The organism is Microvirga arabica, assembly GCF_016811235.1.
In the GTDB taxonomy this organism is placed as follows: Bacteria; Pseudomonadota; Alphaproteobacteria; order Rhizobiales; family Beijerinckiaceae; genus Microvirga; species Microvirga arabica.
Genome location: NZ_JAFBID010000029.1, coordinates 47,261 through 63,547 on the forward strand (window position 1 = coordinate 47,261; position 16,287 = coordinate 63,547).

The window sequence follows — 16,287 nt, forward strand, 5'->3', positions numbered from 1 at the left end:
ACTTTTTGGCCGACTGATTTACTCGCCCCAGGTTCGTTCGAGGACTCTGATCCAGTTCTCTGCACAGATCTTTCGCACCGCTGCGTCGTCGTATCCCCTGCCCTTCAGGAGATCGACAAGGGCCGGGAGGCGGCTGACGTCGCTCAGGTCGCTCGGAACCGTAGTCCCATCGTAATCGGACCCGAGGCCGACCCGTTCAAGCCCGATCCGGTCGATGAGGTAGTCGATATGGTTCAAGAGTTCGTCGAGCTTGGTATCCGGGTCCTTGCGGCCATCCGCCCGCATGAACATCGTGCCGAAATTCACGCCGACGAAGCCATCAGAATCCCGGAGCGCATCGAGCTGGCGATCGGTCAGATTGCGCGAATGCGGCGTCAAGGCATGAACGTTGGAATGGCTAGCCACGAGCGGAGCGTCCGAAAGTGCGGCCACATCCCAAAAACCCTGCTCGTTGAAATGCGACAGGTCAATGAGAATGCGCAACTTGTTGCAGGCCCGAATCAGTTCTCGTCCCTGATCCGTCAGGCCGGGCCCGATGTCGGGAGAGGACGGGAAGCGAAACGGCACGCCATGGCCGAAGATGTTTGAGCGACTCCAGACCGGCCCGATGGAGCGCAATCCCGCCTGATACAGCACGTCAAGCATCTTCAGGTCGGGGTCGATCATCTCGGCCCCTTCGACGTGAAACACCACGGCAAGGGCACCGTCTGTCATGGCCGCACGGATGTCGCGCCCGCTTCGGCAGATGCGGATGCCGCCTTCGGAAGCTCGTTCCATGCGCACAAGGAGGGAGATCAGCTCATAGGTTGCCGTTTGCGCCTCCGCGAGAGATGGCGGCAGAGCCTGGGGCTTGCCGTCACTCCCCACCCCATCGGCCGACGATGGGATATAGATCGCAAACAGCCCGCCCGCGAAACCTCCGACCCGCGCGGGGCAAATCCAGGTGGCCGGATGTCCCTTCTTTCAGGAAGTCAAGTTCGTCTGCCTTATTCCCAGACTTCCAGAGGCGAAGCGGCACATCGTTGTGTCCGTCAAAACCGGTATGCGGGTTTCAGGTATCATGGTTTTTCAACACAATAAGCCAGGAGGCCTCGTCCGGAGAGCATCTCGTGTAGGATCACATGGGCCTCTCGGCCAATTCAATTTCCGGCAGAAGTGATACCGGACTTGCATAGGAGGCGGACGCGAAGGTTTGCGATGCAAAGGATGCATGAGGCATGCCATTTTCCGAATTTGTCAGGCAAAACCCGGGCCGTATAGGCTCCTGCCCAGGCAGAGGGGCTCCGAACACCCTCGCTCAGGCAAAGCACCCCTATACGCGCGGCCTGCTCAACTGCCTGCCTTCTCTCATCCATCCCAACCCACGTCTGCCGGTCCTCAGCCGCGACGCAGCATGGCTTCAATCATGATCGACGTTGACAGCTTGCTCGTCCGTTTCGGCAGCAACGAGGTGGTCAAGGGCGTTTCGTTCCATGTTCCCGCCGGGGGGAGCTTCGGCGTCGTCGGGGAGAGTGGCTCCGGCAAGTCGACCGTCCTTCGTGCCATCTCCGGCCTGAATGCCGAATGGTCAGGACGCATCGTGATCGAGGGCGAGACCATGAAACCCCGCCGCGACCGCGCGTTCTTCCGGAAGGTGCAGATGGTCTTTCAGGACCCCTACGGCTCTCTGCACCCCCGCCTGACCATCGACCGCATCCTGAGCGAGCCCCTGCTCGTGCACGGGATCGGCGAGATCGAAGCACGTATCGAGGAGGTTCTGGCCGAAGTCGCGTTGCCGAGTACCGTGCGCTTCCGCTATCCGCATCAGCTCTCCGGCGGCCAGCGTCAGCGCGTCGCGATCGCGAGGGCGCTGATCGCCGAGCCGGAAATCCTGCTTCTCGACGAACCGACCAGCGCCCTCGATGTGTCGGTCCAGGCGGAAATCCTGAATCTCCTCGCCGATCTCCGGGAGAGGCGCCGCCTGACCTATGTCCTCGTGAGCCATAACCTTGCCGTCGTCACGCATCTCTGCCCGCAGGTCGGCGTCATGATCAGCGGCGAAATGGTCGAGCAGCTGAGCGCAGAAGACCTGAGCGCCGCTAGGATCCATCACCGCACACGTCGCAGCTGCGCGCGCTCAGCGTCGATCTCGAAGAGGTCGCGTGAGCCCGCTTCTTGCGTACGCCATCCCTCTCTTTCGGTTCAGGATATAATCATGTCTTTTGCTTTGTTCGAATTGCACTGGTCATCGGCCGCGGAAACGGCGGCGAAGATCGCGGATGCCTGGAGGCAGGAGGCTGGCCCCGGCGGCGCGATCGTGATCTTCGACGAGAACGACATCCGGGTGGAATCCTGCGGCGGCCTAGAAAGTCTCGCCACAGGCGTTCCGTTCTCGGCCCACAGCGTGGTGCGCTACGCATCGATCACCAAGCACATCTTCGCCGCCATGGCCCTGCGCCATGACGACAAGATCGGTCTTGACGATCGACTGGGCTCCCACCTGCCGGGCCTGCGCGGTTCCATGGCGGATGTGACCGTCGGACGTGCCCTTGACATGACGGGCGGACTGCCCGATGTGCGCGACACGCTCTCGCTCCTGGGGCTTTCCGTTCACACCGCAACGGAGGCGCAGCCGATACTGGACTTTCTTGACAGCCTCGGAGAGCTGAATTTCCCGGCAGGTCAGGAGATTTCCTATTCCAACACGGGCTACCGCCTCATTGAGGCCGCTCTGAAGAATAAAGGCGTGCTGTTCGACGAGATGGTGCAGGAGCGGATCTCCCGTCCCCTCGGAATCGCCTTTCATGCTCCCGAATCGTGGTTCGACCCCGTGCCCGGCTTGGTTCCGGGTTATTGGCGCTCCGAACATGGCTGGCAGCTCGGAAATGCCGGACTGCATCTCTCGGCGTCCGGCAGCCTGACCGGGAGCGCGCGCGATCTTACGATCTGGCTGCAGGCGCTCCTGGGCAACAGAGGCCCCGACGCAGGCTGGCTCGAGCGCCTCGCTGCCCCCCGGTACCTTACGGCTGGACGGCCAACCCAGTACGGGCTCGGCCTCGCCTGGTCGCAGATTGGCGGCAATCGTCTGGTCGGGCATGGCGGCGCCCATGCAGGCTACAAGAACTACTTCCTTATCGACCCGCAGCGTCGGGCAGGCGTTGCGGTCGTCTCAAATCGCGAGGACACACTACCCTCAGGGCTAGCCCTCCAGGTGATGGCGGCGCTGCTCGGGGAGGCCCTTCCCGCGCGCAGCACGCGCATTCCCGATGGACTTTATGCGACCGAGGAGGGACCGTTCTGGCTCGAGATGAAGGATGGCGCCGCGACATTCCTTGGAGCCGGAGAGACCCTCTATGAGGGCGAGGATGGATGGTCCGTTTCCCTTTCGGCTCACATGCCGATGCGCCTGCGCTGGACGGGCGGGGCTGTCGAGGGCGAGATCGGCCATGCCGCGCACCGCTTCGCCCTTGTCCGGCCCGACGATTGCCTGTCGCGTGTTCAAGGGCATTGGGTGTGCCCGGCCTATCACTCGGACTTTGAGATCAGGGGCGACAGGCTTGAGATGGGCATCGGTCCAGCCCGGACGAGCGCGCCACTCTCATCTCTGGGCAGCAACCGGCTTCTCATGGACGGCAAGGACGGCCCCTGGACGAAACGCTCCAGCCTCGTCTTCAAGGGCAACCGTGTGGGGCTGTTCCTGAACCGCAGCCGCGTGATCCAGTTCGAACGGGCAGCCTGAAGAAGGGGGATCTCTTCGGCCGGGCCGCGGAGACCTCCCTTCCTGATTCACCGCGAGGTGGTGCGCGCGAAGTCGATATAGATCTCCCGCAGACGCTTTGCGACCGGACCCGGCTTGCCGTCGCCCACCGGAGTGCCATCGATCGTCACCACGGACTGCAGGAAGCTCGAAGCGCTGGTGATGAAGGATTCCTTGGCGGCCCGCGCCTCCTCAACGGAGAAAGCCCTCTCCTCGATGCGGATCTGGCGCTCCTCGGCCAGGGCGATCAGGGCCTTGCGCGTGCAGCCCGGCAGAATGGCGTTGGAATTGGGCCGCGTGACGATCACATCATCTCGGGTCACGATGAAGGCGGTCGACGAGCCACCTTCCGTGATCAGCCCATCCTCAACCATCCAGGCTTCCTGACAGCCGGCTTCCGCCGCAGCCTGCTTGGCGAGAACCTGAGCCAGGAGAGCCACGCTCTTGATGTCGCGCCGGGCCCAGCGAATATCAGGCAGGGTTTTCACCGCAATGCCGTTCTGGGCTGCCGGAGAATCGACGATGTTCTTGACCTGGGTGAACATAACGAGGCTCGGCTTCACACCCTTCGGAAAGGCGAAGTCTCGGTCGGCCGCGCCACGGGTTACCTGCAGATAGACCACCCCTTCGACGAGATCATTGCGGGCGATGAGTTCCTTCTGGATTTCCTCGATGCGCTCCAGGGTCTCCGGCAGAAGAAGGGCAATCTCCCTGACGGAGCGGGCCAGCCGGATGAGATGCGCCTCGTTGTCGACGAGCTTGCCATCGAGCACCGCTGAAACCTCGTAGATCCCGTCAGCGAATAGGAACCCGCGATCGAGGATCGATATGCGGGCCTCGTCGAGTGGCAGGAACTCTCCATTCACATAGGCAATGCGGCTCAAGTTCGCCGTCTCCTCACTTTTACCAAGTCAACCCGGTTCCGAGTTGTGCTCACACAGATAATGTCCGCCTCTTCGTAAAGGCGCTGACCACTCCCCTTTGAAAGCGGAGAGGCTTTGTCGCGAGGATCTTTAAGGATTGCTTCCGACTTTGCCCAATTCGTATTGCGAACTACTTCATGCGGGTCCCGCATAGGCTCAAGGTCGTCAGTTTACAACGTTTCGATTGCCGCCGGAGTCTGTCGCGTTTGCAAGCCAGTTCGACTTAGGTAGTGTGCGGGGCTCATCAGGACCGTCCGTCGCAGCTGGCAGCCAGCTCCGCCGGGAAACGTCACGGACTGGCCTGGTGAACCGTGAGGCACCCATCGTCCGCACTCGGAGTAAGGCATGGAAATCAAGTGGCTAGAGGACTTCATCAGCCTTGCGAGCACCTTGAGCTTCTCGCGGGCGGCTGAAGAGCGCCACGTCACGCAATCCGCCTTCAGCCGGCGCATCAAGCAGCTCGAAACCTGGATGGGCGTTCCCCTGGTCGACCGCGCCACTTTTCCGGCTCATCTCACTCAGGCGGGGCAGGACTTCCTTCCGGTCGCGCAGGAGGTTGTCGCCAATCTCTACCGGACGCGCAATGACGTTCGAGGAAGCCAGGGCATCAAAGCCAACACGCTCAGTTTTGCAGCGCTCCACACCCTCTCGATCACGTTTTTCCCGCGCTGGCTCCAGGGCATCGAGCCGCGGTTCGGCGCACTCTCGACACGCCTGAGCGCCGACAACAGCAGCATGGAGGGTTTCATAAACTCGCTCACGGAGGGGGAAAGCGACTTCCTACTCATCTATGCCCACCCTGCCGTACCGATCATGATTGATGAGGCGCGATTTGCCTACAAAACCTTGGGCCGGGAGAACATCATTCCCGTATCAGCACCGGATCCGGAAGGCCGCGCCCTCCACCGGATCGAGGAGGGCAGCAAACCGGTCCGCTACCTAGCCTATGGCCCAGGCGCCTTCTTCGGACACGCGCTGACGAGTCTGTTCGAGCAACGTCCGCTGGAACGTACCACGATCTACGAGAACACCATGTCCGAGGGCTTGAAGGCCATGGCCCTCGCTGGTTGGGGTCTTGCCTGGATTCCAGAGAGCATCATCGTGGACGACTTGGCTGCCAAGCGCATCGTGCGAGCCGGAGATCCATCTTGGGATCTAAGTGTCGATGTTCGTCTTTACCGCTTTCTTGCGAATGACCGCCCGATCGTCAGACGCTTTTGGAACCTGCTCGAAGCCTGATCGTCCGACAAACAGCAATCCGCAGTAACGATGGCCGACTTTGTTTATCCAATAAAACTGCCAGATAGATCCAAACGATCATAATACTGCTTTACCAAGGTACTGTCCGGTCTGGGTCAAACTGAGAAATCCCATACCTTTCATGAATTTCCGCTCACGACATGTAAGCAGCCCTTGTGGCAAGGACAGTATTCTGACAACTCGCCCTCTCCGCGGTCAATCAGCTCACGGGCGATCGCCCGTGAGCTGCGTCGGGCAGGCCTGAAGGATTCGTCCTGAGACGACCTCTCGGTGACAGTTCGCGCAGAGATGGCCGAGCCCGTCCTGGCAGCTCTGGCGGCCGCCGCCCCGATGGCAGCACGGCCTGACATTCCGGACGACCTTGACGACGCGCTCAAGTTCAGTGCCTGCCTGAAGCCTGGGTCGAGCGAATCCTGCTTGCACGCCTCAGTGATAGAGAATCTGTGATTGGGCTGTTGGGTCGCCCGCGTCGTGTCGTCAATCTCGCCATTGACGATGTTTAGACTTGGACCAAGCCCAATCGAAAAATCAATGAGACTTGCTCTTGAGGGACGCTCATCGCGTTTCTGGACAAGCATGGCGCTCTGGTGACCTATGCGGGCGAGTGGCTAATCACGCTCGCTGACGATGGGGCTACCCATGCCAGCACGAGGCCTTGCCTCAGAACAGGTCTGCCTGAGGGCGGCGAAGGCCTTCCAGACGTCAGGGTAGACCTGTGCGACGCTGCTGGCGCTGGAGGGCAGGCTCTCGGGTGCTTCCTCCATGAGCTTCTCCTGAGCGATTGGCATCGTGTGCCCTCACCAGCTAGAGTCCGGCACTGTTTCGCCGATCGCTATGTTTCCAGTCCATCGCCTTAAGCCTTGTGAGCTTGCTTCGCGCCCAATGAGCCTAGAGCAGTCATCAACGTCTCCCAAGGTACTGCCTCTGACCAGCTTCGCTTGTCGTGACGGGCGGGAGAGCCTCGTGTTCGGCGAGCGGGCGGACGGCACTATGGCTCACATCTCAGAGGTCTCGTCCGGTCTTGAGTGCAGCTGCATCTGCCCAGGATGCGGCACCCCTCTCGTGGCCCGCAAGGGTGGTAAGCAAGACCATCACTTCGGGCACTATGGGGTTGAGGATAGTCGGCCCTGCCAGACCGGGCCGGAAACGGCTCTGCACAAGTTTGCCAAGGAGGTGCTCGCCCGCCGGCTTGAGCTCGAGCTCCCGCCCTTGGTGGTTGGCGAGGGTCCAGGCAAATGGGTCGGATACCCAGGAGGGATTTTCCGCTTCGATGCTGCCCTCCTGGAGAGCAGGCTCGGAGCGATCGTTCCCGATGTGATTGTCCGCAAGGGTGAGCGTCCCCTCCTGGTCGAGTTTCTGGTCACGCATGCCTGTGATGAGGCGAAGATCGCCAGGATTGCGGCCATGGATGTGGCCGCCATCGAGATTGACTTGTCCGGATTGCCTCGGGACACCTCCCGCGCGGACCTCGAAGAGGCCATCCTCACCGTGGCTCCCCGGAAATGGCTGCACAACCCCAAGGTCCGCGCGGCCCAAGCCGAGTGGGAGAGACGAGCCTGTGAGCGCGATCAGGTCCTGGCCCGGGCAGCCGCTCCCTTACGGAAAGCCTACTTGGCAGCCTGTGCGGAGGTCCGCTCCATGCGGACTACCTGCGTGGCGTACGACCGGATCGCCGGCCGTCACTTGGCTCATACCGTGGGCACCGTTGCAGTAACTTGAAACTTCAAACCGAACCCCGTCGATCAGATCATTCAGGGTGCTAGACCGAAGAGCTGATTGACGAGACGAACTTCGCCTGTCGCCTGACGTTTTCGCTGGATCCAGTGACCGCGGCGGATCATGCGCATGGTTTCGAAGCCCATGAGGGTCACGGCGGCGGTTTTCATCGTCTGGAAGCCTCGCGTCGGCCGGATCATCCGCTTGAGCGCGCCGTGATCCGCCTCAATGATGTTATTCATATATTTCGAGGTGCGATGTTCGACATCCTGCGGCAGCAGCCCTTCGTCCTGCAAGCGTCGGATGGCCTTCGGATAGGATGCCAGTTTGTCGGTCGTGATGGATGAGGGAGGATAGTCGCTCACCACCCTCAGGGCTTTGCGCAGGAAGCGATACGCCGCTCCGGTATCTCGCCGGCCGGACAGCATGGAGGCAATCAGACGACCACGTTTGTCGACCGCTCGAAACAAGTACAACCAGCGCCCGCCCACTCGCACATAGGTCTCATCCACGCGCCATGAGCCTGATCGATGTCCCTGGTAGGGTCGCACCCGCTTCTCAAGCTCTGGGGCATAGCGTTGAACCCAGCGGAAGATGGTAGATGGGTCGACGGCGACATGACGTTCCTGCATCATTTCGGCCAGATCACGATAGCTGATCCCGTACTTGCAGTACCAGCGCACGCACAGCAGGATGATCTCGACTGGAAAACGGCGGCGCTTGAACAGGGACAACGGAGCGGCTCCTTAGATGGCCGCCATCTTGTAAACCGCCAGGGTTAATGCAACGGAGCCACGCAGAGCAGGATCACGGATCGATCAAAAGGCCTGCCCTTGAACACCGCGTCATCCGCCACTGTGACCACGGCCTCAGTAGCTGAAATTCTGAAACAAAGAGTTTGCGGCGGATCCGTTCAAACCCTCTCAGGTAAGACCGTGCACGACGAGAATTACGCCTGATACGACAGCGAATGCCATCATGGCAAAACGGAGCATCTCCCCCTCCACTCGCCGGTGGACGAGATGGCTAGCGAGGGCACCTACAATCACTGCCGGCACGAGCAAAACTGCGCTCGACAGCTGACTAAAACTCATCCGTCCTGCCGCTAAAAGAACGCCTAAAGACACAAACTGCCCGATCAGAAAGCACATGGCAATTGTGGCGCGTATAACTGGGCCAGGTTGATGCTGATACACCAGAGCTAGGGGCGGCCCACCAATACCGGTGGCGGTTTCCGTAACACCGGTGACGAGCCCTGCGGTCAGGAAAGCCCGAGAACTTGGTGCAAACGCGGGCCGGGAGAGCGTCACAGCCGCAGCTAGAACGGTTGCGGCGCCCACAAGCAACCCAAGATGGTGCGGTGCCAGCGTGAGCAGCACGGCAAGTCCAAAGAATGTCCCAACAATCCGGCCGGCCGTAATCCAGCCTGTGCCGCGCCAATCAAGGGCACCATGCTCGCGCCAGACCACGTATACGTTCAGTGGGATCATCAGAATGAGCACGCAGACTGGAAGGGTTTCCGGAGCAAGGAGTGCCAGAACTGGCACCACAATCATAGCAAAGCCGACCCCGATGGTACCCTGCACGAACGATGCCGCCGCAACAGTAACTGCCGCAATGAGGAGGACGGCCATGCTCATGATAATAATCGGGTTTTATGGTTTAGTCTGCATCAGGAGCGCCTAGCGAGCCTATCTACGTACCCCCGGCTCCGCTGCGGAACTGCCACATAACTCCTCGATGCTCGTGATGAATGTGTCGGGAACAGCAAGCCCGTCTTGCCGGCTCTTCCTGCGCAAGCCGAGGCGGCGCGAGCCTGGCAGCCGGGTCCCCGGCTGAGCCTCGATCGCGGCCGCAAGGCGTCCGCAATGAGCGAGTACTCTTTCGCCGCCGAGGGCAGCCGGGTTGAAGGCCAGGAGGAGCTGACCGGTGCCCGGCGGGGACCCCTCTACATCAAGGAACGAGGATGCGTCCGCAGCGAAGTTTGCCCCCGTCATACCTGCCGCCAACAGTTCCACCATGAGAGCAAGCGCCGTCCCTTTAGCCTCGCCGAGGGGCAGCATGGTCCCCTTAAGCGCTGCGTCGGGATCAGTCGTTGCACGACCGTCGGCGTCAAGCGCCCAGTCATCCGGGATTCGCTCACCCTTCTGCTTTGCCGCTAGAATATTGCCACGGGCCACTTTCGACAGGGAGAGGTCGACGACAACTGGTTCGCGCTCCGGCAGCGGGCACGCGAATGCAATCGGGTTCGTACCGAAGACTCCGACGGAACCACCCCAGGGCGCAATAGCCGCTGGCGTGTTGGCGAACAAAAGCGCCACGAGTCCTGCTTCTGCCAAACGCTCAACTGTGTGGCCTGCCGCACCACAATGATGGGAGCGCCGGATCGCCGCCGTGGCGATCCCTTGGCCGCGTGCAAGATCCGGCAGGCGGGACACGGCTAGATCGAGGGCCGGGTAGGCGAAGCCGTGCGCTGCATCGATGGCGAGAACCGAAGGCGCGGTCACCTCGGCCGTGGGTGTTGCAAAGCCATCGACCTTCCCGACCTTTGCCTGTTTCGCATACGTCTCGACTCGGGACAGGCCGTGCCCTTTCAGGCCATCAGCTTCGGCGGCGACGAGTGCCCGGGCAACGGAGCGAGCATTGTCCTCACTAGTTCGGCACCGCACGAGCGCACCGCTGACGAGATCCTCGGCCTCGGCAATGGAAATATTCGGCATGTTTCAAGCTCTCTCGAGGTGGCGGCGCACGTTCTCGACGGTAAGCCAGGAGACACGAGTGTTGGACTCCTGCGTTACGCCCGCAATGTGGGGCGTGAGCACCAACCGGGGACATCCTTCGAAGACCGCGCCGCGCGAAGAGGATAGCGGCTCCTCCTCAAAAACATCGAGCGCGGCGCCGCCGAGACGGCCAGCGCGCAGAGCTTCAGCGAGAGCGTTCTCATCCACGATGCCGCCGCGTGCGGCGTTGATCAGGATTGCATTCGGCCTCATTCGCGCCAGCATGGCCGCGTCCATGAGATTACGTGTCTCCACGGTCAGCGGCACGTGCAGCGAGATGACATCCGATGTTTCAATGAGCGCGTCGAGCGGCAACGGCTCAGCCCGGCCCCAGGGCTGGTCCCAGGCAGGGCTGGTCGGAGGCACATAAGGGTCGTAAGCCGCAATCGTCATGCCGAGTGCGGCAGCGCGCTTTGCGGTTTCCTTCGCAATGGCGCCAAACCCCACCAAGCCAAGCCGCTTGCCAGAGATCTCGCGCCCGATCAGGTCGCTGCGCGGCCAAAATCCCTGTGCGACAGCCGCAGTCGCTCCGTAGGCATTGCGCAGGAGCAACATCGCCGTGGTGATGACGTATTCCGCAACCGACACATCGTTGGCACCCGTTGCCGGAAAGACGGCAACGTTGCGAGCCTTGCAGGCTTCCACATCGATGTTGTCGAGGCCGACCCCGAGCCGACCGACGACAGTGAGCTTGGGGGCGGCGGAGAGCAGCCTCTCTCGAACCTGCGTCCGGTTCCGAACGATGAGGGCGCGCGCGTCCGCGACAGTCTCGATCAGCTCGCCTCTACGATCAGCGAGCTTCGGATCGTAGAGGACGTCGAAGCCTGCAAGACCTTGTCGGATGGCCTCCTCGTCCATGAACTCGGTGATGATAATATCGGGCATTTTTACCTCACGAGAATGCGAGAAGGCCGCCGGTCACAGCCGATAGAATGACGAATGTCGTACCGGCGAATATCGCGATGTGACGCCAGCCAATTTTCAGCAGTGAAGCCAGGGACGTCCCGAGACCCAGCGCCGCGATGGCGATGAGCATGCCCCATGTGGAAACCTGCAGCAGGATGGCCTTGAGGGGCCCGTACACGGGCGCGAGCGCAGGCACGACAGACATGAGGCTATTGACCACGCAGAGGCCGAGGAAGACCAAAGCAAAGACCGGCACCGGGACCTTAGCGGATTCATGTACCACACCGGTACGAGTGTACCACAGGCCGATAAGGAGAACTGCCGGGAGCAGAAGGAACACGCGAAAGAGCTTGACGATCACAGCGGTGTTCCCGACGGGCTCGGACACCGCATAACCAGCGCCGACCACCTGGGCCATGTCGTGGATCGTAGCGCCCAGCATGATGCCCGTTGTTTGCGGATCAAAGCCGAGAAGGGCGCAGAGTGGTGGATAAGCGATCATGACGAGGGTCGAGACCGCATTGGCGGCGATCACCGTGAAGGCGACGTCTGCCCCCTTCTGAGGATAGTTCGGCACGACGGTAGCCGTCGCCAGCGTCGCAGAGGCGCCGCAGACCGCTGTCGCGGCTCCGGCGAGAACACCGTAGCCATCTCCCGCCCGGAACAGGCGTGACAACCACACGCCTGACACCACGGTCAGCACCATGGAAGCCACTACCAGCAGGGCTGGAGCCAATCCGAGGCCGATGATATCGCTGAAGGCGATGCGCAGACCGAGAAGACCGATGGCAATGCGCAGGAGCTTTTTCACGCACCATGTCAGCCCCGGCTCAAATCTAGGGGCAGCCGCAACTCCGTTGAGTGCGATACCGATCACAAGCGCTATGACGATGGCTGGCAGTTTGTAGCCACTGCCGGTCGCGACAGCAATGATCTGCGCGATGACGGGCTCAGTGAGGAATGCCGCAACTGCCACCCCTGCGGCAAGCGCAATTCCAGGGCCGAGGCGGCGTGCCACGAGCTGCGTACGCTCGGATAAGGAAGGAAGGGCCTCAATCGTTCGGCTCATCGTAGCGTCTCGGCTCGCGCAAGCGGGATCGTGAACGAACGTGCGTGACATGGGACGGCACGTGTCCTGCGTGGCGGCGCGATAGCTTCTGCGCCACACGATGCACAATAAAGTCTCGGAGGCGAGGGAGCGTCGTCCCTCGCCTCCCATACGCCCGGTCAGGCGCTCCGATACAGCTTCGTCATCACGAACTCACGGTGGCCCAGGGCTTCTGCGGCCGTGAGACGTCCGTTCGCCGTCCGCACAATCATTTCGATCAAGGCATCGCCAGCCTCGGAAATGGTCATGTCGCGCCGCAGGATGCCGGATACGTCGACATCGACGTGCTCGGACATGGTGCGGACCGTCTTCGGATTTCCGGTGATTTTGATCACCGGCACGATCGGGTTGCCGATCACGTTGCCCTGTCCGGTCGGGAAGGTGTGGACCACGTAGCCGCCGGCAGCCATCAGGGTCACGCACTCGGCAGCCGCGGAAGACGAGTCCATGAAGTAGAGGCCGGGCCCCTTAGCGGGCGTCTCCGCTGGCTCAAGCGCGTCGATGTAGCGGCAGTCGCGTCCGATCTTCTCAAGATTGCCCAGGGCCTTCTCCTCGATAGTCGTGAGACCGCCGGCGATATTGCCCTTCGTCGGCTGCGAATCCGAGAGGTCGTTGGTTTTATGGGCCTCAATCACGTCATCCTGATAGGCTTTCCACATCTTGTACCACTTCTCGCCGACCTCCGGGGAGATCGCACGCTCTTTGGCAAGGTGCTCGGCGCCGGTGATTTCGGATGTCTCGCCGAAGCAGCCATAGATGCCCTGCGGGATAAGCTTGTCGTACATGTTGCCAACGGTGGGGCAGGATGAAAGACCTGTCGTCGTGTCGGACTCGCCGCATTTTGTGGAAACCCACAGATCCGAGATCGGGCACTCCTCACGCTTCTGCTCGGACGCCCACTGCAAGTAGTCCTTCGCGACGCGCGATGCCTTGGCGATGGTCATGATATCGCCTGTGCCCTCGATGCCGAACCCTGTCACGGGCTTGCCGGTTTTGGCGATTCCTTCAACGACGCGCTGTGTCCATCCGTCCTCGATGCCGATCACCACGACCGCCGCAACATTCGGGTTGGACCCGATGCCGATGAGCGTCCGGAAGTGAAGCTCCAGGTCCTCACCGAATTGCAGACGGCCGTAGGCGTGCGGGAGGGCCAACGTGCCTTTGATATTGTTCGCCACGGCCTCGCAGGCCGCATTGGACAGATCATCAAGTGGGAGGATGACCACGTGATTGCGCACGCCGACGCGACCGTTTTCGCGGCGCCATCCCATGAACTTCAGATTGGAATTAGCCGTTGCCTGATCCATTGCACTCACCACCGCTTCGTCTTGACGTTGTGGACGTGGACGTGTTCGCCCTGCTTGATGTCGGCAATGGCCTTGCCGATGTCTTGGCCGTACTTCCAGATCGTATCGCCAGCCTTGATGTCCACGAGCGCGATCTTGTGGCCGATCGGCACATCCATCTTGGACTGCAGGTTGAATGACGAGTTGTCGTGCGTAACGACGCACAGCATGTCGGTTCCTGCCTTCAATTCCTCGACGACGACGACGCCGACCGTGTCCTCTTTCTCATGAACGAGGAGATGCGGATTCCCCATGTTGCCTCCTGAAGCCTTTAGGGTTGCCTCTTTTCCGGTCTTGTATAAGATATAAGACATGTTTGCAATGGGCAAAATGCAAAGGATCGAACCGAAACAGATAGCTACATGTGGCAATGCACTGAAATCGTTGTCTAATTTTTGGAAACCTTTCTGATGTCTCGAGCGCAGCGCGCAATAAGCGACCTCAAGCTGGGCTTTCGCCCTCTCTACCGCCAAGTACGGGAGATCCTGATTAAGAGGATCGCCGACGGAACCTGGCAGCCTGGGCAGCTCCTTCCGAGCGAGCCGGAGATTGCGGCTGAACTCGACGTGAGCCCCGGCACCGTTCGCAAAGCACTCGATGAGATGACCGCGGAGAACCTGGTTGTCCGTCGTCAGGGCCGCGGCACTTTCGTGGCGAGGCACGACGATGCCCGCATTCTGTTCCAGTTCTTCAAGCTGCTTCCCGACTCAGGCACGCCTGAATTCCCCGAGAGCAAAGTCCTGCGCGTCACGTCGGGTGTACACGAAGAGGCGGCAGGACGGCTTGGCCGTCAGCCGAAGGAGCGCATTATTGTCCTCGACCGGGTGCGCATGCTCGGCGGGCGCCTCTGCGTGCTGGAGCGCATCCATTTGCCGGCTTTCTTGTTCCCCGAACTTGAGAACAGAGAGATTCCCAACAATCTATATCAACTCTATGCGACAGGTTTCGGCGTCACGATCGGTCACGCCAGCGAGCAACTGAAGGCTGTTGCAGCAACAGCTGACGAGGCAAGCTACCTCCAGGTTGATGCTGGCACGCCGCTTCTACGGATTGACCGGATTGCGTTTGCCCTCGACGAACGACCCGTCGAGTGGCGCGTCTCCCTCTGCCGCACCGACAGGATCCACTATCTTTCCGACCTGCGGTAGGGTCGGAAGAAAAATCGACTGGAACACAACAGTCACATACGGAGGAAGTGCCATGAAACGCCTGTTGCAAGCCGTCATCGCAACGACAGCCATCATGCTCCCCTTGGAGGGAGCGATGGCGCAGGACTACCCGAACCGCAACATCACGCTGATTGTGCCCTACGCTGCCGGAGGGCCGAGCGACGCCATCGCACGGCTCATCGGACAGTCTATGTCCGATACCCTTAAGGAGCAGGTGATCATCGAGAACATCGCCGGAGCGGGGGGGACCATGGGCGCGTCGCGTCTCGCGAAAGCGGAGAAGGATGGCTACACGCTTCTCATCCACCATGTAGCCCTGGCAGCGGGGGCGTCCCTCTATAAAAACTTGGCTTATGATACCCTGGGTGACATCGAGCCCTTAGGCTTGGTGAACTATGGTCCGATGGTCATAACGACGAGAAAGGATTATCCGGCGTCCGATGGCAAAGCCCTGTTCGCGAAACTGAAGACTGACGGGAACAAGACCACGGCCGCTCATGCAGGTGTCGGGTCCAATTCGCACCTGTGCAACTTGCTTCTTCAGCAGGCGCTTGGGGTGAACTTCACTGAGGCCGCCTATCGCGGAACCGGCCCAGCCATGACTGATGTAATGGGAGGCAAGGTCGATCTCTTGTGCGATCAATCCACAACAGCCGTGCCGCAAATTCAGGGTGGTACGATCAAGGCACATGCCGTCACATCCGAGGATCGCCTCGATGTAATTAAGGACGTGCCGACCGTGCAGGAGGCCGGGATCAAGGATTTTGAGTTCGTCATCTGGCACGGCCTCTATGCTCCAAAGGGCGTTCCGCAGGATGTAGTCAAGAAACTGAACCAGGCCCTGCAAGTCGCGTTGGATGATTCCAACGTCAAGGCCCGGTTTGCCGATGTGGGAACACAGGTTTTTGGTCCATCAGAGCGTACGCCTGAGGCGCACCGGGAGCGGTTCGAAAAAGAGGTTAAGACTTGGCAGGACGTCATCGGGAAGTCTGGTGTTGCACAAGCAAACTAACTGATTAATTGTCTGCACATTTTAAGCCCCTTCTCAGAAAAGAGGAGGGGCATTCTGCAAGCGCGGCTCTCCTGCGGGCTCTTGCCCTGTTGGACGCGAGGGCTCAAGTATCGTTTGCCGCTTAAAACCGGGGACTACTTTGACGAAGGTTTTTGCTTTGATGTTTTCGCTCCCGCTCCTAGTCCAAATGCCCAAATGACAAAGAGCCGAGTAGCACTGGGTTATGATGTGGCACCCACGAGGGCCGAAGGTGCTAAAGCGCTTTTGGTTTCAGTGTAGGGCATAGCCGGCGTGCCTGATCCAGCCTCTGGCATTCTGGGCAGTGATGGAC

Annotated in this window: 14 protein-coding genes and 2 pseudogenes; 6 read left to right on the forward strand and 10 right to left on the reverse strand. The window is 60.7% G+C overall.

Annotated elements, in window-relative coordinates:
* Positions 1–18: 18 nt before the first annotated feature.
* Positions 19–1,018, reverse strand: a pseudogene (locus JQC81_RS15885) (dipeptidase).
* Positions 1,019–1,292: 274 nt separating this feature from the next.
* On the opposite strand from JQC81_RS15885, the pseudogene JQC81_RS33170 reads away from it, so the two are divergent.
* Both JQC81_RS33170 and JQC81_RS15895 read left to right on the forward strand, forming a co-directional pair.
* Positions 1,293–1,409: pseudogene (locus JQC81_RS33170) on the forward strand (ABC transporter ATP-binding protein); the annotation flags it as partial.
* Positions 1,406–3,718, forward strand: a complete 2,313-nt coding sequence (locus JQC81_RS15895) for a serine hydrolase (RefSeq protein WP_376772413.1) — start codon at positions 1,406–1,408, stop codon at positions 3,716–3,718. The pseudogene JQC81_RS33170 and the gene JQC81_RS15895, both read left to right, overlap by 4 nt.
* A gap of 47 nt (positions 3,719–3,765) precedes the next feature.
* Here JQC81_RS15895 and JQC81_RS15900 read toward each other — a convergent pair whose 3' ends face one another.
* The gene (locus JQC81_RS15900; RefSeq protein WP_203272777.1) at positions 3,766–4,620 is read right to left on the reverse strand and encodes a D-amino-acid transaminase; all 855 of its coding nucleotides are present in this window, start codon (positions 4,618–4,620) and stop codon (positions 3,766–3,768) included.
* Between the two features lie 384 nt (positions 4,621–5,004).
* Between JQC81_RS15900 and JQC81_RS15905 the strand changes: the two genes are divergently transcribed.
* Positions 5,005–5,898 carry a LysR family transcriptional regulator gene (locus JQC81_RS15905; protein ID WP_203272778.1) on the forward strand — a complete coding sequence of 298 codons (894 nt, stop codon included), beginning with the start codon at positions 5,005–5,007 and terminating at the stop codon, positions 5,896–5,898.
* A 629-nt stretch (positions 5,899–6,527) separates the two neighbouring features.
* On the opposite strand, the gene JQC81_RS15910 is transcribed toward JQC81_RS15905, so the two are convergent.
* The gene (locus JQC81_RS15910) at positions 6,528–6,683 is read right to left on the reverse strand and encodes a hypothetical protein (protein ID WP_203272779.1); all 156 of its coding nucleotides are present in this window, start codon (positions 6,681–6,683) and stop codon (positions 6,528–6,530) included.
* Between the two features lie 199 nt (positions 6,684–6,882).
* Between JQC81_RS15910 and JQC81_RS15915 the strand changes: the two genes are divergently transcribed.
* Positions 6,883–7,638, forward strand: coding sequence for a competence protein CoiA family protein (locus tag JQC81_RS15915; RefSeq protein WP_210347183.1), 756 nt, complete (start codon positions 6,883–6,885; stop codon positions 7,636–7,638).
* Between the two features lie 32 nt (positions 7,639–7,670).
* On the opposite strand, the gene JQC81_RS15920 is transcribed toward JQC81_RS15915, so the two are convergent.
* From JQC81_RS15920 to JQC81_RS15950, 7 genes are all read right to left on the reverse strand, one after another.
* Complete coding sequence (locus JQC81_RS15920) at positions 7,671–8,369, reverse strand: IS6 family transposase (protein ID WP_203272781.1); 699 nt, start codon at positions 8,367–8,369, stop codon at positions 7,671–7,673.
* 189 nt (positions 8,370–8,558) lie between these two features.
* On the reverse strand, positions 8,559–9,275 hold the full coding sequence (locus JQC81_RS15925; RefSeq protein ID WP_203272782.1) for a sulfite exporter TauE/SafE family protein: 717 nt from the start codon (positions 9,273–9,275) through the stop codon (positions 8,559–8,561).
* A 51-nt stretch (positions 9,276–9,326) separates the two neighbouring features.
* On the reverse strand, positions 9,327–10,355 hold the full coding sequence (locus tag JQC81_RS15930) for an Ldh family oxidoreductase (protein WP_203272783.1): 1,029 nt from the start codon (positions 10,353–10,355) through the stop codon (positions 9,327–9,329).
* A 3-nt stretch (positions 10,356–10,358) separates the two neighbouring features.
* On the reverse strand, positions 10,359–11,300 hold the full coding sequence (locus tag JQC81_RS15935) for a hydroxyacid dehydrogenase (protein ID WP_203272784.1): 942 nt from the start codon (positions 11,298–11,300) through the stop codon (positions 10,359–10,361).
* Between the two features lie 7 nt (positions 11,301–11,307).
* Positions 11,308–12,390: a YeiH family protein gene (locus tag JQC81_RS15940; RefSeq protein WP_203272785.1), complete on the reverse strand. Its 1,083-nt coding sequence runs from the start codon at positions 12,388–12,390 to the stop codon at positions 11,308–11,310.
* Positions 12,391–12,548: 158 nt separating this feature from the next.
* Positions 12,549–13,736, reverse strand: coding sequence for a UxaA family hydrolase (locus JQC81_RS15945; protein ID WP_203272786.1), 1,188 nt, complete (start codon positions 13,734–13,736; stop codon positions 12,549–12,551).
* 5 nt (positions 13,737–13,741) lie between these two features.
* Complete coding sequence (locus JQC81_RS15950) at positions 13,742–14,029, reverse strand: UxaA family hydrolase (protein WP_203272787.1); 288 nt, start codon at positions 14,027–14,029, stop codon at positions 13,742–13,744.
* A gap of 156 nt (positions 14,030–14,185) precedes the next feature.
* Between JQC81_RS15950 and JQC81_RS15955 the strand changes: the two genes are divergently transcribed.
* Entirely contained in the window at positions 14,186–14,923 is a 738-nt protein-coding gene (locus tag JQC81_RS15955) for a GntR family transcriptional regulator (RefSeq protein WP_203272788.1), read from the forward strand.
* 52 nt (positions 14,924–14,975) lie between these two features.
* On the forward strand, positions 14,976–15,956 hold the full coding sequence (locus JQC81_RS15960; RefSeq protein ID WP_203272789.1) for a tripartite tricarboxylate transporter substrate-binding protein: 981 nt from the start codon (positions 14,976–14,978) through the stop codon (positions 15,954–15,956).
* Positions 15,957–16,287: the final 331 nt, after the last annotated feature.

Bases quoted from the DNA above. Each gene is read 5' to 3' on its own strand.
- JQC81_RS15895 (WP_376772413.1), top strand. From the start codon at position 1,406: ATGATCGACGTTGACAGCTTGCTCGTCCGTTTCGGCAGCAACGAGGTG.
- JQC81_RS15905 (WP_203272778.1), top strand. From the start codon at position 5,005: ATGGAAATCAAGTGGCTAGAGGACTTCATCAGCCTTGCGAGCACCTTG.
- JQC81_RS15910 (WP_203272779.1), bottom strand. From the start codon at position 6,683: ATGGAGGAAGCACCCGAGAGCCTGCCCTCCAGCGCCAGCAGCGTCGCA.
- JQC81_RS15925 (WP_203272782.1), bottom strand. From the start codon at position 9,275: ATGAGCATGGCCGTCCTCCTCATTGCGGCAGTTACTGTTGCGGCGGCA.
- JQC81_RS15930 (WP_203272783.1), bottom strand. From the start codon at position 10,355: ATGCCGAATATTTCCATTGCCGAGGCCGAGGATCTCGTCAGCGGTGCG.
- JQC81_RS15935 (WP_203272784.1), bottom strand. From the start codon at position 11,300: ATGCCCGATATTATCATCACCGAGTTCATGGACGAGGAGGCCATCCGA.
- JQC81_RS15940 (WP_203272785.1), bottom strand. From the start codon at position 12,390: ATGAGCCGAACGATTGAGGCCCTTCCTTCCTTATCCGAGCGTACGCAG.
- JQC81_RS15945 (WP_203272786.1), bottom strand. From the start codon at position 13,736: ATGGATCAGGCAACGGCTAATTCCAATCTGAAGTTCATGGGATGGCGC.
- JQC81_RS15950 (WP_203272787.1), bottom strand. From the start codon at position 14,029: ATGGGGAATCCGCATCTCCTCGTTCATGAGAAAGAGGACACGGTCGGC.
- JQC81_RS15955 (WP_203272788.1), top strand. From the start codon at position 14,186: ATGTCTCGAGCGCAGCGCGCAATAAGCGACCTCAAGCTGGGCTTTCGC.
- JQC81_RS15960 (WP_203272789.1), top strand. From the start codon at position 14,976: ATGAAACGCCTGTTGCAAGCCGTCATCGCAACGACAGCCATCATGCTC.